Raw genomic sequence first — 22,648 nt, 5'->3', positions numbered from 1 at the left:
GCAGAAAATTAGCCTCCAGATGGTGCTCGCGACACGTGCGGCACTTACTCTGCTCCTCCTTGCGACTGTCGCCGCGCAGATCGGCGTCGTGAGTACCGGTCGGTCGATGGCATCGGCCTATCCGGAGTTTGCCGATCTGGAAGCGCCGCTGGTTGGGGCGGCCATTCTGTTCGGAATCTGCGTTGACGTGGTACTCGTCATTACAGCAATCCTGGTTGGCTACATTCGGGACGAACGTATTTTCGGCTCAACATCACGCACGTTAATTGACATCATGGCGGCGGCTCTCGCTGCGGCAACTGCCATTGTGCTGGGAACCCTGTTCCTCATTCCCGGGCCCCCGGCGCTTGGCCTGCTGGTGATAGGCGGCGCGCTGGTTGGAGCGACACTGACCATGGTCCTGCTGGTGCTTCGTTCCCTGTTGCGCAAGACGGCGTTCATGCGGGCTGAGCTTGATGGAGTTGTCTGATGCCTATTCGCGTGGTGATCGACTCGCTCCTGGCTGAGCGCGGGCTCTCCGTGGGCGAATTTGCAGACCGGATAGGGATTACACCCGCAAACGTTGCTGTCCTGAAAAACGGGCGGGCAAGAGCTGTTCGATTCTCCACGCTTGACGCAATCTGCCGTGTCCTCGACTGCCAACCCGGAGAGATCCTGGTCTGGGAGGAGGACTGATTCCCCACTATGCCCGAGCCCCGAAGCTTGCACGGCGCGGGGTACTGTCAGCACCCACTCGCGGACGGCGCCGCTGAGCAGTTCTAATGGTCGGGACACGGAACGGTCAGCGCACGCACCGAAGGGAACGGCATGAGCGAAGAACGCCGCAGGGAAATCGGGGAATCTGAAGCTCCCGTCGAGGACGAGCTGCAGGAGTCCTTTGAGAACACCATTACCGAGGGGGCGGAGCGGCTGCACCGCACCTTCCGCAATGTTCTGGTGACCGGGGTTTTTGGCGGCCTTGAGGTGGGGCTGGGCGTCATGGCTTACCTCGCCGTGATGTACCAAACCGGAGATCATCTGCTGGCCGGAATTGCGTTCAGCGTGGGACTAATTGCCCTGTTCCTCGCACACAGCGAGCTCTTTACCGAGAATTTCCTGATGCCGATCGCCGCCGTGGTTGCCAAGGAGGCAAGCCTGCGGCAACTCGGTAAACTCTGGGGCGGGACGCTTCTGGGCAACCTTGCCGGCGGCTGGGTCATTATGTGGTTCGTCATGCAGGCCTTTCCGCAGTGGGAGGACACCATTGCCGAATCTGCACGGCACTTCACCGACGCACCGTTCTCCCTGCAGACCGTTGCGCTCGCGGTCCTGGGGGGAAGCACCATCACGCTGATGAGCCGCATGCAGCAGGGTACGTCCTCCGACCCGGCCAAGATCGTAGCCACAGTGATCGGGGGATTTCTTCTCGCCGGGCTCCAAATGTTCCATTCAATCCTGGATTCCCTGCTGGTCTTCGGCGCCATTCAGTCCGGTGCCGGCATTACCTACCTAGAGTGGCTCACCTGGTTTAGCTACACACTGCTCTTTAACGTGCTGGGGGGACTGGTGCTGGTCACAGCCCTCCGCCTGGTCCGGACCAAGAAACTGCTGAAGGAACGCCGTGCAGGAGCTCCCGCAGACCCGGATGCCTCCCGCCGGAACGGCTAGGCCAGTGGCGAGCCAGCCTACGGTTCCTCAGTGCCGGGCCGGACGCCTGACCACGACGCCGTGCCACCGGAACCGGGGAAAACGGCTTGTTTCATGGCACTGTCTCCGGCGACCGCCGTGGAGACGTAGTAAAGCGAAAGATCAGGCACCTCCGGGTTGTAGGGCCCGTACAGGCCCGGCGCGAGCGCCACGAGCCGGCCGTCCATAAGACTGCCGCTGAACCAGGCTCCGACGCGGTAGTCCACGGACGAGGCATTCACGACCATTGGGTAACCCGGGTACGCGGCACTGGCACCTTCCGCGGCCGGCTTTGCCAGGCCGACCTCGTAGCGGGCACAGACAGAGAGGATGTCCCCGATGGTGTCCGTCCACGCGAAGGGGTCGAAGTTTACGGCAGCCCCGGTTGATGGTTCGGCCAGCGTGAGAACGCCCCCCATCGCCTGGGTCAGCTCTGCCAGCTGTGGTTCCACTACGGGCGGCGCATCCGCCGCGAGGCTCCGGAGCGTTTCGTCGACGGAACCGGCGGCATCCGGCGATCCGGCGAAACCGAAGGTCCCGTCCTCGATCCGCACAAGGGAGATTGCCTGGTACAGCGGTCCCCTGCCGCCGGTCCCGAGCAGTTCGGAGCAGGTTTGCTCTTCCGTTGCCTCAGCCGCTTCGTCAGCTTCTGCGGACTGCCCGGCGGACGGCACGGAGGGCGCAGACGGTGATGCGGTCTGTGGAGAAGCCGCGGACCCGGCATTCGTGCACCCGGTCAGGAGCAGCAGAGCAAGGACAGGGACGGCAGCGGTTTTTCTCATGGTTCCCCCGGGGATCGCAGACAGTTGGATCATCCTAGCTGTCCGGCGGCCGGAGTTCTGCCGGACCGCGGGGAGCACGCCCGGCGTGTGAGGTGCGGGAAGTTCCCGGGCGGGGGCGGGCAGCGCTGATTCGGTCCGCGAAGCCGGAGAGGGAATCAATCAACGCCTCAGGGCCCAGTACAGAGAAAGGAGCGTCGAAGCGCAGGACCCAGGACATCAGCCCTGCCCAGGACCACGACCCGGCCCGCACCCGGCAGGTGCTGTCTGAGACCGGCTCCAGTTCACCGTCCCCTAGCCACGGTGCAACGGAGGCTGCGGGCAGTTCGAGGAGGAACTCGCCGTAACACGGCCACACGGCGTCGGACTCCGATCCCTTTTGCCGGGCGGCCAGGAACGCTGCCGCGTTCCCGCCCGGAAGAGGGCGCCGGGTGAAGGTGCCGCCGGCAGGGAACCTCGGCGTCAGCCGGTCCAGCCGAAAAATGCGCCAGTCCGTTTTGTCCAGGTCCCAGGCCACCAGGTACCAGCGGCCATTACGGGCGACGACGGCGTGCGGCTCCGCACGGCGGGCCGGGCCCGAGGTGTTCCCGCCGTAGTCGAAGCGGACAATCCGCCGGTCCCGAACTGCGGTGCTGAGAGCTTCGAGAACGCTCGGATCCACCTGTGCAGGGGATCCGGCGTCGGTAAAGCGGATGGCATCGATCCGGTGCCGCAGCCGTGAGGGCATCACCTGCCGCACTGTGGTTAGTGCGCGGTCAGCGGCGTCCCCCGTATCCACGCCGCTGGAGGGCGCGGTCTGCAGTGCGACGGCGATTGCCACCGCCTGCTCGTCATCGAACAGGAGGGGCGGCAGGTCGGACCCGGCAGCCAGCCGGTAGCCGCCGTCCGGGCCTTTGACCGCAGTGATGGAGTAGCCGAGCCCGCGGAGCCGGTCCACGTCGCGGCGGACCGTCCGCGGGGCCACGTCAAGGCGCTCGGCCAGCACCTTCCCCGGCCAGTCCCGCCGGGACTGCAGCAGTGAAAGCAGTGCGAGCATGCGTGCTGAGGTCCCGGACATTCTTCGAGTATGCCTGCAGAAGAGGACACATCCTGTCCGCTACCAGGTCCAGGCTGGTTTCAACGGCACAAACTGTGCTGAAACGAGAGGACAGATTCGATGAGCATCACCACCACTACCCACCTGAACTTCCGCGGCACAGCCGGCCCGGCCCTGGAGTTCTACCAGTCGGTGTTCGGCGGCATCCTCACCCGTGCCACCTACGGCGACTTCGGTATGCCAAAGGAGGTTCCGGGCGCGGACAAGATCGTCTTCGGACAGCTGGAAACCGGGAACGGCTTCCGCGTTATGGCCTACGACATCCCCGGCAAGGACAGCACCGACGTCACCGAGACTGCCGGAACCACCCGGCGCGAAAACGGCACCACGGTCACCGACCGCACGTTTTTTCAGTCCCTGCGCGGCCAGAGCCTGGCGGAGGTCACCCCGCTCTGGGACGGACTGGCCGACGGCGCGGACATCATCGAGCCCTTTGCCGCCTCTGCGTGGAGCCCCGGGTTCGGCATGCTGACCGACCGCTTCGGCGTCACCTGGGTGATCGACGTCGAGGCCCCCTACAACGGCTGATCCACATCCCCCGTGAGCTGTCGCAGAGCATCAATCAGCCGCTGGACCGGGCCCACGTCCACGGCACCGCTGCCGGCAGCACGTTCACCGGCGGCCGGCAGCAGGGCGCGAGACGCCCGGCGGCCGGCGGGCCGGTGACGGCTTTCAACCGCAGCAAGCCCGGTAAGGAACCACAGCACTTCCAGCAGCAGATCACGCGGCGGGTCGGGAAGGGTGTCCAAGGCGGAACGTGCTTCCTCCCGGAGCCCCGCCCGGACCAGCAGCAGCGGACGCACCCACTGCTCGTACGGCCCGAAGCCGCCGTCGGGCAGATCCGTGCCACTCCGGACGGCACGGGTCAGCTCGGCCAAAGCCGGAAGGCCAGTGTGGAAGCCCGGCATCTCCGTCCCGTCAGGCGGCGGCGGACCGTCCGTGAAGGTCCACCGGAACCAGCCGGTAAAGACTGTGGCCAAAGAGCGGTCGAACCGGGCCGCGAGGCCGTCGATCCGGTCAGCTTCCCGAGACGCAGCGGCGACATCGTCGATGGCACACAGTGCCTGCATCCGGAGCAGTCGTCCCTGAATTTCGAAGGTTGGCAGCTCCGCCTCCAATGCGACGGCGACGATCTCAGCTCCAAGCGCTTCGCGTGCGGACGCCAGCCCGGCAGTCTCAAAGCTCTGCTGGTACCGGGCGCTGAGGGCAAAACACATCAGGGACGGATCATTCAAATCCCGGGCGATCTGTTCAGCCTCGCGGGCTTCGGCCATCCGGGATGCGGTCCCGCGCGATTCCATCGCCACCGTGGCCAGCAGCCGCGCCCGTACCCGGGCCGAGGTTCCGGGCGGCAGGACGTTCAGCGTCCGTACCGCAGCGTCCACAATCGCGGCCGACTGAACCGGATCATCCGACCGGGTCCAGCTCCCCGGTACCTCGAAGCCGCCGATCACCCGGGCTGCCAGCTCCGGATCACCGAACTGCTCCGCGGCGGTGATGGCAGCCAGGCGCTGCTCCGCTGCCAGCCGGACCGAGCCTGACACCGCCAGCACCGGAAGCAGGCATGCCACTCCTTCAAGCTGCGCCCGTTTCCGGTTTGTCCCGCGGCCGCGACAGCCTGCCACAGGAGCGAGCTGCCGCCGTCGGGCACCAAATCCAGCGACGGATCCTGGCGCAGAATCCGCTGTTCAAGGTCAGCCAGCCGGTGCCCGGGATCCAGTCCCAGGTCATGCCGCAGGGTGGAGCGGGCTTTGGCCAGGAGAGCCAGCGCGTCGCCCTGCCGGGCAGAACGGTAGAGCGCCAGGGCAAGCAGCCGCCAGCCTTCCTCACGCCAGGGATGTTCGCTGACGTGACCATCGAGCAGCGTGAGGACATCCCCGGGGCGGCCCAGGCCCAGCCGGGTTTCCGCGAGTTGCTCAACTGTAGAGGCGCGGAGTTCAGCGGTCCTTGCCCGCTCCGCCCTGGCCCAGCGGCGGGTGCTGAATTCCTGGAACGCGGCACCGCGCCACTCATCCAGAGCCGAAGCCAGCAACTCCTTCCGGGCCGCCAAATCCAGCCCGGCAGCGGCCTGGACTGCATGCTCCGCACGCCAAAGGTCGACGTCGGCCATTTGCGGCGCGAGGGCATACCCGCCGGCGGTAGTCAGCAGAACTGCAGGGGGAGTGCGCGCAGGGCGGTCCGGTTCGAGGATGCGGCGCAGCTCTCCGATGAAGGTACGGACGGCGCCCACCGCACCGGGCGGGGCATCCTCCCACAACTCCTCGATGAGGTACTGGGTGGAAACGGACCTGCCGCGGGCCGCCGCCAGGATCCCCAGGACCTCGCGCTGGCGCGGCTTCGAGAGCCGGAGCGGGGTGTGCTCGATCTCCGCGCAGATTGGTCCAAGGACGCGGATTCGAAGCTTGCTCACCCGCTGATTCTAGTTCGCGTGCTCCCGCTGATCCGGCGCTGATTCAGCCGTGCGAACCTCACCCTAGGGCCGCAGAGGACGAACCGGCGGCCGCATACTCCGCGCTTTGCCAGCGCCAGGAAGGGATAACGATGGATCTGCAGCTTAGAGACAAAACGGCGTTCATCAGCGGTTCCACGCAGGGAATCGGCTACGCCATTGCCAAGACACTGGCCGGTGAGGGAGCGCGCGTGACGCTCAACGGCCGCGACCAGGGGAAAGTCACAGCCGCGGTCGAGGCACTGCGGCGGGAGATCCCGGGTGCATCGGTGGACGGACTCGCCGCCGACTTTTCCGATCCGATCCAGGTGGAGCGGCTCTGCACGGAACTCTCCGACACCGACATCCTGATCAACAACGTGGGCCTGTTCGACCTCAAACCGGTCGCGGACATTTCCGCCGACGAATGGCGGCGCTATTTCGAGGTGAATACCCTGAGCGGCGCACTGCTGTCCCGACGTCTGCTGCCGGGCATGCTGGAGCGCGGATGGGGCCGCATCGTCTTCATCGGCAGCGAATCGGGAGTGAACGTACCGGCTGACATGATCCATTACGGCGCGTCCAAAGCCGCGATGCTGGCCTTGGGAAACGGCCTGGCGAAGCTCACCAAGGGAACCGGCGTAACGGTGAACTCGGTCCTGGGCGGACCCACCTATTCCGACGGCGTTGCCGGCACAGTCGAAGCGCTCGCCGCCCAGACCGGGCTAGCGGCCGCGGAAATGAAACAGGCGATCATCGGGACGAACCAGACCACCCTGCTTCAGCGGTTCATCGAGCCCGAAGAGATCGCAGCCATGGTGACATTCCTGGCCAGCCCGCTGGCCTCCGCGACGAACGGGTCTGCGGTGCGGGTCGACGGCGGTGTGCTCACGGCGATGCTTTAGCTCGGGAAAGCGGGACGCAGCCCGGGTCCCTGCGGCTGAGCCAATGGGACGGGCGGACAAGTTCGACGGGCAGGAGCGTCTGGGCATTACCGCTGGCGGAGTTCAGCTGCGCCTGCGTCAGGTAGAGGGTTTGAGAGAGATCGGCCCCTTCGAGGCGCGCATCTCTGAAGTCAGCTCCGAGGACGTCCGTGCCCGAAAGGTTGCAGCCTCTAAGATCGGCGGCAATCAAATACGCCCCGCGCAAATCCGCTCCGCACAGCGACGCCCCTTTCATTTGCATGCCCATGAGGTCTGCTCCCGGGACAAGAGTGCCGTCCAGGTGATCGTCGCCGGTCGCGAGGTATGCGGAGCGGACTTCCTCACTGACTTCCATCAGCACAGCCCGGACCCGGGCGTGCATATCGCTAAGGTCGACGGAAAGTACCCCGCGCGCATCCGCCGTCACCTCCTCAATTTCCATCCTGATGCTGTCGACCAGGTGCGCCGTGTCCGGGTCGAAGGTTCTGCTGGACGCTTCCGTGAGGTACCAGAGCATTTCATGAAGCTGCCGGACAACTTTGAACGCCGCGAACATGTGTTTGGCTGTTTCCGGCTTGGCTTTCCAACTGATTCCGTGGAAGAGGTCTTGGGCTACATATTGGCCGGCACCGAAGCAGTCGAAGGTGATGCATCCACGAAAGCCCCGCGGAGTCAGGCTGTCATGGATGGTGCATGAGAAGTCGGGACCAAGGTTCCGGCAAGGAGTTCCTGCGGGTTTGTCGATAGCGAAATCCGCAGTGCGGGAAAACCCAGTGCGGTACAGCAGAGCGCGAAACAGTTGCCGCAATCAGGGCGCAGTGATTCCCGGTCAGTGGCAGGTGAGAAAGGCGTGGTGGGGTCGTTCGATGTGACGGGCATGTGGTCTTCTCTGGATGGGTTCGGTGAGGGTCCGGGTGCCAGGGGAACTCATGGAGGAGCTCCCCTGAAGGGCGCACAGAATCACCGCTCCGAATGGAAGCGGACGGGAACCGCTGCATCGACTCTGGTTCACAGAGAAAGTAAGAATGTCACTGCGGAGAAATCTAGCATCAGTCCGGCTGCCCGTCAGCCCGTCCCGGGGAAGCGCAAGGACTCCGATGGATTCGTCCCCGTGTTGAACGGATCAGCCGTGGCGCTCGGCAGCGGGTTAGTCCGCCAGATGAATCCCCAAATCGGTGCGGCCGGGCAGGATGTCCGACTGCAGGGCACGGGTGCTGCGGTAATCGCCGTCGCGCAGGCTCCGGAACCGGTGGGGAGCCTCTTTGTCCAGTGAATCCAGCCGCTCCCGCAGCCGCTTCACCTCCTGGTCCACCTGCGTGGAATCCAGGGCATCGGCGTCGTACACCACATGCAGGTCCAGTACCTCGATCCCCGTGTACCAGAGCACCCCGTGGGTAAGAGGGAAGAGCAGGGAGTCAAGGTCGCCGCTGATGCCGCGGGGGCCAATCGACCGTTCGTCTTCCCCGGCCGTCACGATGACGAGCGCCCGGCGCCCGGCCAGTCCGCCGTCGCCGTAACGCCGAGGAACACCAAGCTCCGGATCCAGGTCCCCGTAGGCGAACTGGTCGGTGAGCACGCGGTCGAACCAGCCCTTCAGGATCGCCGGGGGGCCGTACCACCAGAGCGGGAACTGCAGGACGAGCAGCTCCGCCGCGGCGAGCTTGGCCTGCTCCGCCTGCACGTCAGCCGGCAGCTGGCCGGCGGCATAGGATTCCCCGGCCTGGACTGCGAGGTTGCCCGGTACGCCCGCAAGGTCGCCGAGATCGCCGTCGCCCAGAACGGGGTTAAATCCCTGGGCATAGAGGTCCGACGTCGCCACCTGGTAGCGGGTCGACAGCGCGTCAACCCCCTCAAGGAACAGCCGTCCGTTGAGGGACGCGGCGCGGGGATGGGCGGTTACCCACAGTACGTTGCCCGGCGTCGGGGGATGGGTGATTGGCACGTCAGTCCTCCTTGAAGCCGTTGCCGCCGACGACGGCGAGAACAACCGTGGTGAGTGTGCTGCGGGCCTGGGCGGCACTGATTCTGCCGTCAAGTGCGGTCCGGGCCAGGGCGTCTCCGGCACCGGTGACGGCCTGGAGCCCGGCGAGGCCGAGCGGTCCCGTGAACGGTTCCAGCGCCGTCCGGCACATGGCCAGGTAGGCATCCTCGGCTTCCTGCCGAACTCCGCCCAGGGTGGAGAAACCCGCCAGGGCGGCAACGACGTCGGCCAGCTCCCTGCCTTCGGCAAGGCAGCAGTCGATGTAGGCGCCGGCGACCAGCCCCGCCACCACGGAAAGCTCAGGCTCCGCATCCGCGAGGGCAGCAGCCAGTGTCTTGCGCTGCTGTTCCTCGAACTCGCGGTACAGCTCGGCGAAGACTCCGGCCCGGTCGCCGAAGTGGTCGTAAACCAGGGGCTTAGTCACGCCGGCGCGTTCGGCTAGCCGCCCGAGGGTGAATTCGTCGGTCCCGGCGTCGCGGATCAGTACGCGGGCCACTTCCAACAGCTGGGTACGGCGCTCCTGCTTGGAAAGGCGCCGTCGTGGTGCTGCGCTGGACACTTCGCTCATGCTGGCTCCCGGGAATCGGTAACTTACTAGTGGCAACTTACCGTTGGTAACCGGGAGTGTCCAGGGGTGGCCGCATTATGGCTGACAGCCAACAAGCTAATGGCCGCGGGCGGATTGCTCCGACCGCGGCCACCAAAATACCGGTTGAGTTTAGAACGGGTACGGCGCAATGTCCGGACGCACGGTGAGCCACTGGGTCTCGGTGAAGGCCTCGATGTTGGCGGTGTATCCACCGAACCGGGAACCTGTCCCTGAAGCGCCGACACCGCCGAACGGGGCATTGGATTCGTCCATGACGGTCTGCTCGTTGATGTGGACCTTGCCCGAGTGGACCATGTCCGCGAGCTTCATGGCCTCACCGACGTCACCGAGGATGCTTACCGACAGGCCGTACTCTGACGAGTTCACGATTTCGGCTGCCTCCTCCAACGTGGAAAAGGCCATCACGGGCGCCACCGGACCGAAGATTTCCTCGGCCCAGGCAGGGTTTTCCTTGTCCAGGCCGGTGAGCACGGTGGGGGAGTAGAACAGGTTGTCGTAGGTTCCCCCGGCCTCAACCGTGGCACCCGCCGCCTTCGCTTCCTCCACAATCCGGTGGATGTTGTCCCGCTGGCGGTCGTCGATGATCGGGCCAAGTGCAACCTGCCCGCTCATCGGGTCACCGACGGGCAGGTGCTCTGCCTTCTCGCGAAGGGCAGAAACGTAGTCGTTCGTGAGCGATTCGTGGACCAAATGCCGTCCTGCCGTCATGCAGATCTGGCCCTGGTGAAGGAAGGAACCGAACGCACCGGCACTGGCAGCCTTGGCCAGGTCGGCTCCCGGCAGGACGATCAGGGCGTTGTTGCCGCCAAGTTCCAGATGGGCACGCTTGAGATTGCGTCCGGCAGCCTCGCCCACCTTGCGGCCGGCGGCGGTTGAACCGGTGAAGGAGATGATGCGGACTTCCGGTGCCTCCGTCAGTGCCGCGCCCGTCTCCGCGCCGCCGTTGAGCAGCTGCAGGACGCCGGCCGGGAGCCCCGCCTCTTCGAAGGCGCGCATGATCATCACGCCGCCGGAAACCGGAGTCCGCGGGTCCGGCTTGAGGATGACGGTGTTGCCCAGGGCCAGTGCGGGAGCAACGGAGCGGATGGAAAGGATTAGGGGGAAGTTGAACGGTGAGATGACTGCGACCACACCGGCGGGGGTGCGCCGTGCGAAGGACCAGTGATCGGCATTCGAGGTGAGTACGTCACCGGCCGGGTGGTGCGGCAGGCCGGCGGCATCGAAGCACTCGTTGGCAGCTACGTGCGTCTCCAGGGCAGCCTTGGCTCCGATGGCGCCTGTCTCGCGCTGAACCCATTCACCGAGCTCGGCTGCGTGGGTGACGAAGAAATCTCCGGCCCGGCGCAGTATCGCGGCACGATCCTCGGGCTTGGTGGCTGCCCATTCCTTTTGTGCTTTTGCGGCCCGGGTGGCTGCCGCGAATGCGTCGGCGGCGGAGGCCATACCGACGGTGGCCAGAACAGAACCAGTCGCCGGCTCTTTGACCTCGATTGGTTCTGCAGATCCGGCGGTCCAGCCGGTGGTGTAGATTTTTCCGTCCCACAGCGACGGGTTCAGGATGGAGGTCTGCTCAGATTCGGTGGCGGTCATGATGCTCCCTTGCATTGTTGGTGGGTTGCGCGTTCTGACTGTCTGTGTGGATGACTAACCGTGCCGGTCCAGCCGTCCGGTTAGTCATTGACGATTCGGGCGTCGATCAGCACCGGGCCCTCGGAGGCCAGGGCCTGCCGGTAAGCCTCTTCGAATTCCTGCCGGGTGGTCGTTGCGCTGGCGGGGACACCGTATCCGCGGGCCAGGGCCACGAAGTCGATGCCGCCCAGGGTCAGCCCGGGAACGTCGGGCACGCCCATTCGCTTGGCGAATCCGGCCAACGCGCCGTATCCCGAGTTATTGACGATGACGAAGACGGTACGGGTCTGCCGCTGGGCCGCTGTGTACAGGGCGGTGATGCCGTAGTTGGCTGACCCGTCTCCCACCGTGGCCACCACAGTTGCCCCCGGGTCTCCCAGCGAGAAGCCGACGGCGGCCGGCAGCCCGAAGCCCAGGCCACCCGACGCGGGGAAGTGGTAGCGGCCCGGTTTGTCGATGCAGATCCGTTCCAGGTAGTCCAGGTCCAAGGTTGTCGTCTCGTTGATGTAGACGACCTGCTCGGTGACATGTTCATTCAGCACTTCAAGGATTTCGGTGCCTGTCATCCCTTCAGCGGAGGTCTTGGCCTGCGGCAGCTCGCGTTCGGGGCGGCGGACACCGCGGTCAGTCACACGCTTTGCCAGCGTAGTGATGGCCCGGGCCACATCGGCGACGACGGCAGTGCCGAACGGAGCCCGCGTCGCCTCTGACGGATCCTGGGTCAGCTGCCAAACCTGGGTTCCTTCCTCCAGGTATTCCGCCGGCTCCCATCGGTGATACCGGAACACGGGTGCGCCCACCACCAGCACCAGGTCATGCTCCGAAAGCCGCCGGCGAACCGAGTCGATACCGGGGACGATCACTCCGGCGAAGTTTGCATGCGTGGTCGGGAACGGGCCGCGGGCAGGTGACGGGGCAACATAGACGCTGGCGTCGGTGTGCTCTGCCAGCTCTATCACCGCGTCCCATACGGATGAATCGGAGACGGCAGCTGCATCGACCTGCGGGCCCAGCACCAGCGCCACGCTCCGGGCGCCGTCAACGGCGGAAACCAGCTCAGCGGCGATTTCCTCCGACAGCACTCCCGCGGTGCGCACGGAGCGCTGGGTGAGCAGCCTGTCGGCAGGAAGGGCCGGCTCGTTCCAGTCATCCAGCGGAACCGACACGTAAACCGGGCCCGCCGGCTGTGTTGAGGCCTCCAGGATTGCCTGGGACAGGGTCCGCGGCACATCGGCGGCGGCAAGGGGCTCGTGCGCGTACTTGGTCAGCGGGTAAGTCAGCATGCCCGCATTCACATTTGCGAGCATCGTCTCCTGGCCCACGGTGCGCCGAACCTGCTGGCCGGCGAGGATCACCAGGGGGATGTTCGCGTACCTGGCATTGGTCAGTGCTCCCATGGCGTTGCCGGTGCCCGACGCCGCATGCAGGTTCACCAAAACAGGCTTGCCAGTGGCGCGGGCGTATCCCTCGGCCATTCCCACCACAGCCTGCTCATGCAAACCGAGCACAAAATCGAAATCCTTGCCCAGGCCGGCCAGGAACGGCAGCTCATTGGATCCTGGATTGCCAAAAATCGTCGTCATGCCATGGGCACGGAATACCTCAGCTGAGGTGTCTAGAACGGTCGGACCCTCCGACATTATGTGTCTCCTATCGTCGATACGGGTCATGCCCGCCACCGCAAGGTCGTTGTGCCTCGAATGCGGCACTTGAAGCCCTGTTGTCCTCCCCGGGCCTGCCTCGCTGCGGGCTGCAGGGGATAGTCAGGCGGCGGATCAAGCAGGGCAGCCAGTGTGATTCAGATCATACGTGCCCGGCGGTATGCCGCGCGAAAACCGTTCAGATCCGAACGTCACGCAGTGTCTCGCATCGATGTGCCGGAGGAGTCGTTACCTGCCGCCGCTACGCCCGCGGCGAGACCCCGCACCAGTCGGCAATGAACAGCGCGATCGACTTGGTCACCCTGCGCACGGACTCGAGGTGGACGCGCTCGTCGAAACCATGGATGTCTTCGCTGCGCGGCCCGTAGACCAGTGAGGGGATGCCTGCGTACAAGGTGAAGACCCGCGCATCCAGGTATCCCGGGGTAGTGAACGACTCCAAGTCCGTCCCGAAGGCAGTCTGGTGGGCCTCGGCCAGGGTGCGTTCGGCGTCGCTGCCGGGCTCCAGCACATAACCTTCGGCGTTGAACCCGGTGCGTTGGGCCGCCGGAACCGTCCCGGCCAGTTCGGGGCGTCTGGCTGCGGACCGCAGCGTCTCTTCAATCTCGGCCCAGGCCTCATCGACCCCCTGTCCGGGGTAGATGGAGACGCGCATCTGCAGCTCGCACCACGCAGGTACGCTGGACGGCCAGTCGCCGCCCGCGATGCCGCCCACGTTGAAGTTGATCGGATGGTCCAGGTCGGAAAAGTACTCGTGCCTGCCCCGCTCTGCGTTCCAGCGTTCCTCCAGTTCACGAAGTTCGGCGATGACGGCATAGGCGGCGTCAACAGCGTTGAATCCCTTGGCCATTTCCCGCGGGTGCGTGGGCTGCCCGGCTACCCGGACGGTGAACCAGATAACCCCGACGTTGGCACGGACCAGCATGTTCTCTTCCGGTTCCGGGATGAGCACCGCGTCGGCGGTGTAGCCGCGCATCAGGGCCGAAAGCGAACCGTTCCCCGTGCTTTCCTCCTCAACCACGGACTGGAAATGGATGCGGCCGGCGGGGTCGAAACCGGCGGCACGAACGGCGTCGAAGGCAAAGAGCGCCGCAGCGTGGCCGGCCTTCATGTCACCGGCGCCGCGGCCGTGCATCCACCCGTCGACCACGGCCGGATCCCATGGCGACCGGGACCAGTTCTCCAGCGGTCCGGTGGGCACCACGTCCACGTGTCCATTCAGGATGAGCGACCGGCCGCCGGGCCCCGCCGGTTCATACGTCCCAACGACGTTGCCCGCTTCCGCATAGGAGACCGTTACCGGACCGAACCCGGGATGGGAACTCAGCTCATCGACGTCGAGCGTCCACCTGTCCATGGCCAAACCGCGTTCCTCCATGGCGGAGTACATCAGGTCCTGGGCGGACCTTTCCTGGCCCCGGAGGGATGGAACAGCCACCAGTTCGGCGGTGAACGCAAGCTGCTTCTCGAACGCCGTGTCGACGGCATCGAGGATCTGCCGCCGGATATTCGGCTCCAACATTGTTCTGCCTCTCGGTAGGGTCCCCGGATGTGAAGTGCCCGGCGCTGCCCGGGCCCGTGCATTTGTTCGCCAACCTAAGCACGAACCATGTATTTCACGCACGGATTCGGGAAGGGCGGAGCGACCCTGATGGCCGTCGAATCCGCGCCGGCGCACAAGCGGGGCTTTTACGGCGCCGTCGTGCAGCTTGGTTCACCCACCGGAACCCTGCTGTCCACGCTCATCGTTGCCGCCGTCGTCGCTTTGACCGGACCGCAGTTCCTTGAATGGGGCTGGCGCATTCCCTACCTGGTGTCGATCGTCCTGGTGGGGGTGGGCGTCTGGCTGCGCCTGCGGGTGAACGAGACCATCGACTACCGGGCCGCGTCAGGCACGGCAGCTGCCCACGAGAAAGTACCGTTCCTGCGGCTGCTTGCCGAGGCTCCGGCCCGGCTAATCGTCGGAATCTGCGCCTACCTGATGAACAATGCCGGGTTCTTCCTGCTCACCACATACATGATCAGCTACGTCACCGGAACGCTGGAGCTGGAGGCGACCGTGATCCTGACGTCCATTTCCTGGGGTGCTGTTGCCCAGCTCATCGTCACGACGATCATCGGGAAGATCTCTGACCGCTTCACCCCGTCGAGGATGCTCATCATCGGGTACGCAGTCAGCGTGGTGACGGCCTTCCCGATTTTCTGGCTCGTGGATACCCGGCAGTCACTGGCGATCAGCGCAGCAATGTTCCTGGCCCTGGGCCTGGGATCCATTTCCTACGCAGCCCTCGGCACAACCCTGACGCAGCTGTTCCCGGTTCGGCTGCGCTATTCCGGCATTGCACTCTCGGCGAACATCGCCGGGATCATTGCCGGTTTTATGCCGGCGCTGGCGGCCTGGATCCTCACCCTGACGGGCGGGTCCTCCATCGGTCCCGCCCTCCTGCTGCTGACCGTCGCCCTGATCTCGCTCGTCGGATCGATCATCGCCCGGCGCATGATCCTCGCCGACCAGCGCACCGGGCTTCCGGGCGGCGCTCCGGCCTGAGCCGGTGCTTTCCTAGCCCAGCGGCAAATGCGGGTAGGCGGCCCCGCGCTGCTGGAACTGCAGCACATCCTTGTTCCGGATGACGCCGTCCTGGATTTCGATGGCTTTCCGGATGGTCTCATTGCCCTGCCATGCCTCCGGCCCGGAAAGAACAGTCTCCAGGAACGGAAGCAGCGCCTCACTGATTTCCCAGCTGGCGGAGTTCCAGAGGTAGGACGGACTGTGGTCAACCGCGTAGTAGTTGATGCGCTCCCCGACCTCAAACATCGGCTCCGCGAAGCTGGTGGATTTTGCCCACTCGAAGCCCATGCCCTCGTCGCAGGAGACGTCCACGATCAGGCTTCCGGCCCGAAAAGCCGCCAGGTCCCCGGTACTCAGGTACGTCAGCGGTGCGTTGGGATCCTGAAGGGTGCAGTTGACCACAATGTCGCTTTCGGCGAGGAACGGGGCCAGCGGCACCCGGCCGTCTTCGGTAATGACTTCACTGAGGAACGGTGCCTGCGGATCATGGTCGAACTGGATGATCCGCGCCGAGTGGATCGGGGAGCCAACAGCGGCGACATCGCGGTTGGTCAGCACCTGGACGTCGTGGATGCCGTGGGCGTTCAGGGCGGTGACGGCACCGCGGGCGGTGGCACCGAAACCGATGACGACGGCGCTCAGCCGCCGCCCGTAGTCGCCAGTGGACCCGGTCAGCGCCAGGGCATGGAGCACGGAACTGTAGCCGGCCAGCTCATTGTTCTTGTGGAAAACGTGGAGCCCAAAGCCGCCGTCGCTTTTCCAGTGGTTCATCGCCTCAAAGGCAATCAGGGTCAGCTTCTTGTCGATGGCCAGCTGGGTAACGGACCGGTCCTGCACGCAGTGCGGCCAGCCCCAGAGCGTCTGGCCGTCCCGGAACTCGGCCAGGTCCTCCGGCTGCGGCTTCGGCAGGAGGACGACGTCGGCCTCCGCCAGCAGCTGCGTGCGTGGAAGCATCGCTCCCACGAGGGGCTTCAGGAAATCATCTGAGACGCCGAACGTTTCCCCGTAACCTTCTTCGAGGATGAGCCGCTGCCGGAGCCCGGGGTCGATCCGCTCAACATGCAGCGGGTGGATTGCCAGCCGCCGCTCAGCTGGTTTGCGTGTGCTGGCGAGAATGCCCAGCGTGAGAGCGTTCGAAGGGGCGCTCACTTTTTGCGGCTTGCGGCCTGGGAGCCGGTGGCTTTCTCGGCGGGGCTGGGCGACGCTGCCGCAGCCCTCTTATCGGCACGCTTTTCCTTGATGGACTTGCTGGACTTGGCGGATGCTGATTGGCGCGGGGACTTGTCTGACATGTTCGCTCCTGTAACGGAACCGAAGAGGTTCCTGACTCCGAACCCTACAGGCAGGGTCAAGCGGCCGTTGACCGGCGCCGGGAGTGGGCAGCAGAAAGCCGGGCCGCCCGCATGGGAGGCCCGGCTCCGGAACTGCTGGTGTTTACTTCTGGTCGTCCTTGTTGCCGTCGACCGTGTCCTTGATCTTGTCCTTGGCCTGGTCAACCTTCTCAGGGTTGTCCTGTGCCGCTTCTTTGGCCTTGTCCGCCATGCCACCGATATCTGCCATGGGGATTCCCCTTCCAATCGGGTGCCGGGGCGTCGGGAAGTCCCGGCCGGTACATCCATGGTCCACCTGGACTGCGGGCGGTACCACCCCTTTGGGCAGATGAGGTAAGCAGATGTTTGGGCGGTTGGTGCCGCTCCGGTGCCAGCCAGCGCCGGCCAAGCGGCGGCACCCGTGCGCCGCCGTCGGGCAGTGCGGTGTTAGCGTGCCAGCGCTTCGCCGGCCCAGGCTCCGGCGAAGAAACGCGCGGAATTGGAGTCCAGCAGGTCCGCGTACAGGTCAGGTTCCAGGGCCTGCGCGGAGTCCTTCGGGATTACGGAGGAGTAGGCGGAGACGCCCAGTCCGGCTTCGCGGTCCTTTACGGTGAGGCCCGCGGCTTCGAGGATGGTGGGGAACATGCTCAGCTGGTCGACGCCGGCACGCGGCTCGGTCTCCGTACCGCCCGGGACCCAGATGCGGTTGAAGATGGTGCGGTTTGCGTGGTGGTCGAGCTGCTCGTGGAAGGCATCACCGGCGCTCATGTGCTTGAGGTGGTCGCCCATGATGACCACGGCTGTGTCTTCCAGGTAGCCCTGGGCCTCCATATGGTTCACGAAGTCGGCTACCTGGATCATGGAGCAGTGGAACGCGGACGTGACCACGTTCTCGGTGTCCACGGTGCAGTAGTCGTAAATGTGCACGGGTTCGTGTGTGTCCAGGGTGAGGACGGAGAGGTTGAACGGCTGACCGGTCTGCTCCGCGTTGGCGTGCAGTTCATCGACCTTGTCCTTGGCGTTCGCCATCAGGCGCTCGTCGCTGAGGCCCCAGTCCGGGCGGAAGTCTTTTTCGGCCTCGCCCGCGGCCCGCCAGTCCGCCAGGCCGAGCACCTCGGAGTAGCCGTGTCCGGTGAGGAAGGTCTTCTTGGCAGCAAAGGTTGAGCTGGCGCCGCCCATAAAGACGTTGGTGTAACCGTTGTCCTGCAGGATGTCGCCCAGGCAGGTGGTACCGCCCAGGTAGGTGTCCACGTCGCCGTCACCCACGTTCCGGGCGTCCGTGCCGGAGCTGCTGTTGCCGCCGCCGAGTCCGGTTCCCTTCAGCGGAATGCCGCACTGGGTGGAGACGATCCCGGCCATGGTCCAGCCGCCGCCCTTGTACTGCTGGAAGTCCTCGATGGTCTGCCAGCCCTTGTCGGCAGTGGTGGCTTCCTTCAGGGGGACAAAAGCGTCCTTCTCGAACAGCTCGTCATCGGCCAGAGTCTGTTCGCCGGACTCCAGGTAGACCAGCACTAGGTTGCGCTTGTTTTCCCCGGCGCTAACGGACGGTTTCGCGTAGTAGCCGCCGACGTCGTACTTGGAGGTGGCTGCCTTGATGTAATCCGGGAGGCTGACCGTGGTGGCGAACGCGGTGGTGCCGCCGACCACAACGGCGGAGACCAGGAATGTGGCCACAACACGCACGATCCAATTCGGACGCGGGGCGTGCAGATGACCGCCGTTTACCCGGCGGCTGCGGCGGCGGTGCCGCTGCCAGAGGAATGCCGCCAGGGTGATGACTACGGGGACAACGCCGATCCAGAGGATGGCGGTCCAGACAATTGATCCGCCCCCGCCGTCAGGTTCCACGGACATCAGGTTCAGGAGCATCTGGCCTACGGAGATCCGGCCCCAGTTGAAGTGGATGACGCCGGCGGCGCCCAGCATCACCAGGCCGGCCCAGAGCAGGACGTAGACCAGAATCTGGCCCGCAATGGCGGCGCTGCGGCGCGTTGCGGAGCTAAGCCGTCCAGCCACAGCAGTCCTCACATTCCTGATTCGGGGATTTCACCGAGCCTCTTGACAATTGGCCGTTCTCGGTCCAAGGCATCTTAGTGCCCTTTTTCCTTTGGTTCAACAATCGTTCAGCTGTGAGCCACCTGCCGTTCAGACAGAAATCGGGTCCCGGGGTGTGTGGATCCGCTGCTCTGGGGAATGGATCACAGACTGTTCTGCTTGGATTCCCCTATGAAAGCAATCGTCTACTCCGAGCCCGGAGCGTCCTCTGTCCTCTCCCTCGCCGAGCGTGAGGTTGCCGATCCCGGTTCCGGTGAAGTGCGGGTCCGCATAGCCGTGTCCGGGGTGAACCCTACGGACTGGAAAGCCCGTGCCGGCAGTGTTCCCTTTCCCGAAGTGGTGCCGAACCAGGACGGCGCCGGCATCATCGACGCCGTCGGCGAGGGGGTGGACGGCCTGCAGCCCGGGGACCGGGTCTGGGTGTACCTCGCGGCACACGGCCGGCCCACCGGCACGGCGCAGGAATTCGCCGTCCTTCCCGCCGAGCGCGCGGTTCCGCTGCCGGAAGGTATTGGGTTCGACGTCGCTGCCAGCCTGGGTGTACCGGCCATGACCGCGCACCGCGCCCTCACCGTGCATGAAGCCGGTCCCCTCCGGCTGGCACCCGGAGCCCTCGCCGACCGGACCGTGCTGGTCCAGGGCGGAGCCGGGGCCGTTGGCCATGCTGCTATTCAGCTGGCCGTTTGGGCCGGGGCCACTGTAATTGCCACGGTCAGCAGCGACGAGAAGGCGGAGCTGGCCCGCGCCGCCGGAGCCCACCACATCGTCCGCTACCCTGACGAAGCGGAAGCCGACCGTATCCGCGAAATCGCGCCCGACGGCGTCGACCACATCGTGGAGGTCTCGCCGGCGCAGAACGCGGCACTCGACGTCGAGGTGATCGCCAACCACGGCAGCGTCGCCTACTACGCGAACAACAACGGCGAGGCATTCACCGTGCCGATCGTGGCCAGCTTCGCCAAGAACGTCCGCTGGCAGGGTGTGCTCGTCTACACGGTTGGCGAAGCGGCACATCTGGCCGCGGTGGAAGACATCACCGCTGCACTGCAGGACGGCGCACTTCCGGTGGGTGAGGAAGCGGGCCTTCCACTGACCTGGTTCCCGCTGGAGGAAACCGCCGCCGCCCACGATGCGGTGGAGAACGGCACCACCGGCAAGATCCTGATCCAAGTAGGGGACTGACCTACTGCTTCCGGCGCGCGGCGGGCTTCACCACCCGCCGCGTGTAGGCGTGTGTCCCTGCCGGGCGTCGTCGGGCATTGTCATTTCCGCCCGCAGGCCCAGCAGACGGATGGGGCGGCCCGGCTCAATATTCCCTGCCAGATCCAGCGCCCGCGCCAGCACGTCTCCCCGGTCGAAGGTCTCGGGGATTTTGCGGGCGTGGGTCTTGGTGGTGAAAGGGGCGTAGCGGACCTTCAGGGTTAGGCCAATAACCGGCCTCCCCTCGGCTTCCACGTCCTTCAGGACCTCGGCAGCCAGCTGTGAAACGGCGTCGTTCACCTGGTCCGGCTCGGTGAGGTTGGTCTGGAATGTGGTCTCGCGGCTGTGGCCGCGCGCCACCCACGGTGTGTCATCGACGGTACTGGAGCCGTCCCCACGTCCAAGCGAGGCATACCAGGGGCCATTTTCGGCCCAAACTCCGGGACCAGCGACTGCGGGTCAGCCGCTGCCAGCTCATCGACGGTCTTGATCCCGAGCTTCGCCAGCCTGGCGGAGATCTTGTTGCCAACGCCCCACAGTTCCTTCGTGGGTTTGGCTCCCATCACGGTGAGCCAGTTCTCTGCCGTGAGCCGGAAGACGCCGGCAGGTTTCCCGAAGTCGGTGGCGTTCTTGGCCCGGACAAGGGTGTCGCCCACGCCCACGCTGCAGTGCAGCTGCGTCCGTTCAAGCACGGCGGCCTGGAGCTGCCGGGCATAGGCTTCCGGGTCCTCTGTATTGACGCCAACGAACGCTTCGTCCCAGCCAAGGACCTGCACGACGGCGCCGGGCTGGGCGCGCAGGGTGGCCATCACCTCGTCCGACGCCGCGAGGTAGGCTTCGGCATCCACCGGGAGCAGGACGGCGTCGGGCACTTTGCGGGCCGCGATGCGCAGCGGCATGCCGGAACCGACTCCGAAGGCGCGGGCTTCATAGGACGCGGTGGAGACCACGGCCCGCTCGGTGGGATCGCCGCGGCCGCCGACGATGATCGGTTTGCCGGCCAGCTCAGGGCGCCGCAGTACCTCGACCGCGGCGATGAACTGGTCGAGGTCAACGTGCAGTACCCAGGGAATTGAGCTCACGCGACCTAGTGTGCCTTAGAACAGCTCCGTGGTCACCGGGTGGCGTAGGGTGGTCCGAACGTTGCCGACGGGGAGGACAGACTATGCGAAACGGCGGCCGCCCGTCCGGGAAGGAAGACCGGATCCCACATCCGCTGATGAGCGTTTCGACCATTCTTCTGGCCGTGCTGTTTGGCGTCTTCGACCCCTTCACCTGGTGGAGGACAATCGCCGTGATATTTCTGTTTTCCATCGGCGTCTACGGTCTGTATCAGTGGTGGAGTTTCCGGCGGGAGCAAACGCGGGAGAGTGCCTGAGACGCTTTCGGCGTGGGTATTATGCGCCCTGAAGGACAGCCGGGCTCTGCGAAGGCCGAGCGAAACACCAGACCAGCAGCGCCCCCGCCACTATGGGTGCGATAAAGCCCGCAGCAGCCACAACGTTCAGGCCCACAAATGCTGCAGCCAGTCCAGCTGCCGCGGTCGCGCAGACGCGAACCGCCATCGAACCCGGTATGAGCCGTGCAAACGGCAACACGAGCGCGACGCCGAGCAGAAGTCCCGCAGCCACGGTCAGCGGCCACTGGACCGGATGCCCGGCGCCGGCCAGCTGGGCCGCGGACTCCGTGGCGAGGCCAGCGCTCGCCAGCACCGCCGACCCCGTAAGGACCCGGCCGAAACGCGGAACGAGGACCATGCCCAGGGCCAGGACTACCGGAATGGCGTTGAGGGCACCGGCGGCCAGACCCAGGTTCATGGCTTCCGTTGAATTCCCTGCCAGGGACGTGCCGCTGCCAAACTGGGCGAACCATGCGCTCAGCAGCCCAATGAGGAGGGTGGCCGCCGCGATCCCGGCTACGGAGGTCCGCACGGCGCGGGATACCGGAACCGGTTCGGGCCGTGCCGCCACGGGGTGAAGGAGATCCTGCGAATTACTGCCCTGGACTGCACCCTCCGTGCGGTGCGCGTCCGGTCCATGGCTCTCCTTGGCCTGGCTCTCCCTGGCCTGGCCTTCCTTGTCCTGGCCTGACCGAAGCGCGAGGAAGAGTACTGCAGCGGCGGCGAGCGGTCCGGCGGGAAGCACCGTGACATAAAGGAGTCCCAGTGCGAGTGCCGCCACGGCCGCGAGCAGGACAATCTTTGCAGTGCGGGCGTAGTCGGATCGAAGCCGCAGCAGGCAACTTACAGGAGGGCTGAGGGCTGCCGTTCCGGCGATCCATGCTGCGCCGCCGAGCGGCACGGATGAGGCTTCGAACCAGGTGAACACTCCGCCGGCATCCGCGACCGCAAAACCGGCTGACCAGCTGGCCAGTGCCAGGGCAGCCAGCGCCAGGGCAGGAATTGTCAGCACCGCGGTGACCAACGCCGCCGGAGCGGATATTCCGCCGGAACGGAACCACAGCACCAGGACGGCGAAGGTCAAGGCGAGCGGGCCGAGGAACACCGAAGCGATGAGCTGGAAGATTTCAGCGCCGGGCCAAAGCAGGGCACCCGTCATGACCAGGGCAGTGGAGGTGAGGAAGGCTGCCAAGGCCACGGCTGCGCATACCGGTGCCCAGGAGGGCCCCGCGTGCCCGCCCAGACGTTCAGCACGTTGCGACCATGCCTCGGAGAATGACAGAAAAGGATCGCCCATGGCGCTGAACATACCTGCGGCTAGGTAGTTTGGAAAGGAACACCCC

At 65.5% G+C, this 22,648-nt stretch carries 24 protein-coding genes; 8 read left to right on the top strand and 16 right to left on the bottom strand.

Annotated elements, in window-relative coordinates; translation table 11 throughout:
• Positions 1-22 precede the first annotated feature (22 nt).
• The 3 genes from FYJ28_RS15965 to FYJ28_RS15955 all read left to right on the top strand — a co-directional run bounded on the left by FYJ28_RS15965 (position 23) and on the right by FYJ28_RS15955 (position 1,647).
• Positions 23-469, top strand: coding sequence for a DUF2975 domain-containing protein (locus FYJ28_RS15965; RefSeq protein WP_195840707.1), 447 nt, complete (start codon positions 23-25; stop codon positions 467-469).
• Entirely contained in the window at positions 469-675 is a 207-nt protein-coding gene (locus FYJ28_RS15960) for a helix-turn-helix domain-containing protein (RefSeq protein ID WP_055240678.1), read from the top strand. The genes FYJ28_RS15965 and FYJ28_RS15960 overlap by 1 nt, the downstream gene beginning before the upstream one ends.
• Before the next feature lie 132 nt (positions 676-807).
• Positions 808-1,647 carry a formate/nitrite transporter family protein gene (locus tag FYJ28_RS15955; RefSeq protein WP_154580017.1) on the top strand — a complete coding sequence of 280 codons (840 nt, stop codon included), beginning with the start codon at positions 808-810 and terminating at the stop codon, positions 1,645-1,647.
• Between the two features lie 17 nt (positions 1,648-1,664).
• Here FYJ28_RS15955 and FYJ28_RS15950 read toward each other — a convergent pair whose 3' ends face one another.
• Positions 1,665-2,447 (bottom strand): hypothetical protein, encoded by a 783-nt coding sequence (locus tag FYJ28_RS15950; protein WP_154580016.1) that lies wholly within the window; start codon positions 2,445-2,447, stop codon positions 1,665-1,667.
• A 34-nt stretch (positions 2,448-2,481) separates the two neighbouring features.
• A complete protein-coding gene (locus FYJ28_RS15945; protein WP_154580015.1) occupies positions 2,482-3,501 on the bottom strand; it encodes a helix-turn-helix transcriptional regulator in 1,020 nt (339 codons plus the stop codon).
• 99 nt (positions 3,502-3,600) lie between these two features.
• On the opposite strand from FYJ28_RS15945, the gene FYJ28_RS15940 reads away from it, so the two are divergent.
• Positions 3,601-4,068 carry a VOC family protein gene (locus tag FYJ28_RS15940; protein WP_055240681.1) on the top strand — a complete coding sequence of 156 codons (468 nt, stop codon included), beginning with the start codon at positions 3,601-3,603 and terminating at the stop codon, positions 4,066-4,068.
• 922 nt (positions 4,069-4,990) lie between these two features.
• On the opposite strand, the gene FYJ28_RS17455 is transcribed toward FYJ28_RS15940, so the two are convergent.
• Entirely contained in the window at positions 4,991-5,950 is a 960-nt protein-coding gene (locus tag FYJ28_RS17455; RefSeq protein WP_326831774.1) for an AfsR/SARP family transcriptional regulator, read from the bottom strand.
• 131 nt (positions 5,951-6,081) lie between these two features.
• Here FYJ28_RS17455 and FYJ28_RS15930 point away from each other — a divergent pair, with 131 nt between their 5' ends.
• Positions 6,082-6,873: an SDR family NAD(P)-dependent oxidoreductase gene (locus tag FYJ28_RS15930; RefSeq protein ID WP_154580014.1), complete on the top strand. Its 792-nt coding sequence runs from the start codon at positions 6,082-6,084 to the stop codon at positions 6,871-6,873.
• Here FYJ28_RS15930 and FYJ28_RS17660 read toward each other — a convergent pair.
• The 6 genes from FYJ28_RS17660 to FYJ28_RS15900 form a co-directional block, all read right to left on the bottom strand.
• The gene (locus FYJ28_RS17660; protein ID WP_326831777.1) at positions 6,857-7,147 is read right to left on the bottom strand and encodes a pentapeptide repeat-containing protein; all 291 of its coding nucleotides are present in this window, start codon (positions 7,145-7,147) and stop codon (positions 6,857-6,859) included. The two genes, FYJ28_RS15930 and FYJ28_RS17660, sit on opposite strands and share 17 nt — an antisense overlap.
• A gap of 891 nt (positions 7,148-8,038) precedes the next feature.
• Positions 8,039-8,833 carry an NAD(P)H-dependent oxidoreductase gene (locus FYJ28_RS15920; RefSeq protein ID WP_326831773.1) on the bottom strand — a complete coding sequence of 265 codons (795 nt, stop codon included), beginning with the start codon at positions 8,831-8,833 and terminating at the stop codon, positions 8,039-8,041.
• 1 nt (position 8,834) lies between these two features.
• Positions 8,835-9,440, bottom strand: coding sequence for a TetR/AcrR family transcriptional regulator (locus FYJ28_RS15915; RefSeq protein ID WP_154580012.1), 606 nt, complete (start codon positions 9,438-9,440; stop codon positions 8,835-8,837).
• Between the two features lie 150 nt (positions 9,441-9,590).
• On the bottom strand, positions 9,591-11,072 hold the full coding sequence (locus tag FYJ28_RS15910; RefSeq protein ID WP_154580011.1) for a benzaldehyde dehydrogenase: 1,482 nt from the start codon (positions 11,070-11,072) through the stop codon (positions 9,591-9,593).
• An 80-nt stretch (positions 11,073-11,152) separates the two neighbouring features.
• Complete coding sequence (mdlC, locus tag FYJ28_RS15905) at positions 11,153-12,751, bottom strand: benzoylformate decarboxylase (protein ID WP_154580010.1); 1,599 nt, start codon at positions 12,749-12,751, stop codon at positions 11,153-11,155.
• A 262-nt stretch (positions 12,752-13,013) separates the two neighbouring features.
• Positions 13,014-14,294, bottom strand: a complete 1,281-nt coding sequence (locus FYJ28_RS15900) for an ArgE/DapE family deacylase (protein WP_154580009.1) — start codon at positions 14,292-14,294, stop codon at positions 13,014-13,016.
• Between the two features lie 87 nt (positions 14,295-14,381).
• Here FYJ28_RS15900 and FYJ28_RS15895 point away from each other — a divergent pair, with 87 nt between their 5' ends.
• Positions 14,382-15,320 carry an MFS transporter gene (locus tag FYJ28_RS15895; protein WP_154580008.1) on the top strand — a complete coding sequence of 313 codons (939 nt, stop codon included), beginning with the start codon at positions 14,382-14,384 and terminating at the stop codon, positions 15,318-15,320.
• A gap of 12 nt (positions 15,321-15,332) precedes the next feature.
• On the opposite strand, the gene FYJ28_RS15890 is transcribed toward FYJ28_RS15895, so the two are convergent.
• The 4 genes from FYJ28_RS15890 to FYJ28_RS15885 form a co-directional block, all read right to left on the bottom strand.
• Positions 15,333-16,490 carry a N(5)-(carboxyethyl)ornithine synthase gene (locus FYJ28_RS15890; RefSeq protein WP_326831772.1) on the bottom strand — a complete coding sequence of 386 codons (1,158 nt, stop codon included), beginning with the start codon at positions 16,488-16,490 and terminating at the stop codon, positions 15,333-15,335.
• Complete coding sequence (locus tag FYJ28_RS17165; protein ID WP_195840706.1) at positions 16,487-16,633, bottom strand: hypothetical protein; 147 nt, start codon at positions 16,631-16,633, stop codon at positions 16,487-16,489. Before FYJ28_RS17165 ends, FYJ28_RS15890 begins: the two co-directional genes overlap by 4 nt.
• A gap of 142 nt (positions 16,634-16,775) precedes the next feature.
• Positions 16,776-16,901: a hypothetical protein gene (locus FYJ28_RS17565; RefSeq protein ID WP_268235039.1), complete on the bottom strand. Its 126-nt coding sequence runs from the start codon at positions 16,899-16,901 to the stop codon at positions 16,776-16,778.
• Between the two features lie 197 nt (positions 16,902-17,098).
• Positions 17,099-18,667, bottom strand: coding sequence for an LTA synthase family protein (locus tag FYJ28_RS15885; protein ID WP_326831771.1), 1,569 nt, complete (start codon positions 18,665-18,667; stop codon positions 17,099-17,101).
• Between the two features lie 210 nt (positions 18,668-18,877).
• Between FYJ28_RS15885 and FYJ28_RS15880 the strand changes: the two genes are divergently transcribed.
• Positions 18,878-19,888: an NADPH:quinone reductase gene (locus FYJ28_RS15880; RefSeq protein ID WP_154580007.1), complete on the top strand. Its 1,011-nt coding sequence runs from the start codon at positions 18,878-18,880 to the stop codon at positions 19,886-19,888.
• 27 nt (positions 19,889-19,915) lie between these two features.
• Here the strand turns inward: FYJ28_RS15880 and FYJ28_RS17450 are convergent, their stop codons facing one another.
• Entirely contained in the window at positions 19,916-20,266 is a 351-nt protein-coding gene (locus FYJ28_RS17450; RefSeq protein ID WP_326831770.1) for a DinB/UmuC family translesion DNA polymerase, read from the bottom strand.
• Positions 20,203-20,988, bottom strand: a complete 786-nt coding sequence (locus tag FYJ28_RS15875) for a DNA polymerase IV (RefSeq protein ID WP_326831769.1) — start codon at positions 20,986-20,988, stop codon at positions 20,203-20,205. The genes FYJ28_RS17450 and FYJ28_RS15875 overlap by 64 nt, the downstream gene beginning before the upstream one ends.
• An 83-nt stretch (positions 20,989-21,071) precedes the next feature.
• On the opposite strand from FYJ28_RS15875, the gene FYJ28_RS15870 reads away from it, so the two are divergent.
• Entirely contained in the window at positions 21,072-21,284 is a 213-nt protein-coding gene (locus FYJ28_RS15870; protein ID WP_154580006.1) for a hypothetical protein, read from the top strand.
• A gap of 19 nt (positions 21,285-21,303) precedes the next feature.
• On the opposite strand, the gene FYJ28_RS15865 is transcribed toward FYJ28_RS15870, so the two are convergent.
• Positions 21,304-22,602 (bottom strand): hypothetical protein, encoded by a 1,299-nt coding sequence (locus FYJ28_RS15865; RefSeq protein ID WP_154580005.1) that lies wholly within the window; start codon positions 22,600-22,602, stop codon positions 21,304-21,306.
• Between the last annotated feature and the right edge of the window lie 46 nt (positions 22,603-22,648).

Source organism: Arthrobacter sp. BL-252-APC-1A, from assembly GCF_009696625.1.
Lineage (GTDB): Bacteria > Actinomycetota > Actinomycetes > Actinomycetales > Micrococcaceae > Arthrobacter_B.
Note: the sequence above shows the minus strand (reverse complement) of the source record. Positions and strands in the feature narration are given on the sequence as shown.

Coding starts and splice junctions, on each gene's coding strand:
- FYJ28_RS17660 (WP_326831777.1), bottom strand. CDS start 7,147: ATGAAAGGGGCGTCGCTGTGCGGAGCGGATTTGCGCGGGGCGTATTTG.
- mdlC (WP_154580010.1), bottom strand. CDS start 12,751: ATGTCGGAGGGTCCGACCGTTCTAGACACCTCAGCTGAGGTATTCCGT.
- FYJ28_RS15900 (WP_154580009.1), bottom strand. CDS start 14,294: ATGTTGGAGCCGAATATCCGGCGGCAGATCCTCGATGCCGTCGACACG.
- FYJ28_RS15955 (WP_154580017.1), top strand. CDS start 808: ATGAGCGAAGAACGCCGCAGGGAAATCGGGGAATCTGAAGCTCCCGTC.
- FYJ28_RS15910 (WP_154580011.1), bottom strand. CDS start 11,072: ATGACCGCCACCGAATCTGAGCAGACCTCCATCCTGAACCCGTCGCTG.
- FYJ28_RS15950 (WP_154580016.1), bottom strand. CDS start 2,447: ATGAGAAAAACCGCTGCCGTCCCTGTCCTTGCTCTGCTGCTCCTGACC.
- FYJ28_RS15865 (WP_154580005.1), bottom strand. CDS start 22,602: ATGGGCGATCCTTTTCTGTCATTCTCCGAGGCATGGTCGCAACGTGCT.
- FYJ28_RS15930 (WP_154580014.1), top strand. CDS start 6,082: ATGGATCTGCAGCTTAGAGACAAAACGGCGTTCATCAGCGGTTCCACG.
- FYJ28_RS15870 (WP_154580006.1), top strand. CDS start 21,072: ATGCGAAACGGCGGCCGCCCGTCCGGGAAGGAAGACCGGATCCCACAT.
- FYJ28_RS15945 (WP_154580015.1), bottom strand. CDS start 3,501: ATGTCCGGGACCTCAGCACGCATGCTCGCACTGCTTTCACTGCTGCAG.
- FYJ28_RS17565 (WP_268235039.1), bottom strand. CDS start 16,901: ATGGCAGATATCGGTGGCATGGCGGACAAGGCCAAAGAAGCGGCACAG.
- FYJ28_RS15895 (WP_154580008.1), top strand. CDS start 14,382: ATGTATTTCACGCACGGATTCGGGAAGGGCGGAGCGACCCTGATGGCC.
- FYJ28_RS17165 (WP_195840706.1), bottom strand. CDS start 16,633: ATGTCAGACAAGTCCCCGCGCCAATCAGCATCCGCCAAGTCCAGCAAG.
- FYJ28_RS15960 (WP_055240678.1), top strand. CDS start 469: ATGCCTATTCGCGTGGTGATCGACTCGCTCCTGGCTGAGCGCGGGCTC.
- FYJ28_RS15940 (WP_055240681.1), top strand. CDS start 3,601: ATGAGCATCACCACCACTACCCACCTGAACTTCCGCGGCACAGCCGGC.
- FYJ28_RS15915 (WP_154580012.1), bottom strand. CDS start 9,440: ATGAGCGAAGTGTCCAGCGCAGCACCACGACGGCGCCTTTCCAAGCAG.
- FYJ28_RS15880 (WP_154580007.1), top strand. CDS start 18,878: ATGAAAGCAATCGTCTACTCCGAGCCCGGAGCGTCCTCTGTCCTCTCC.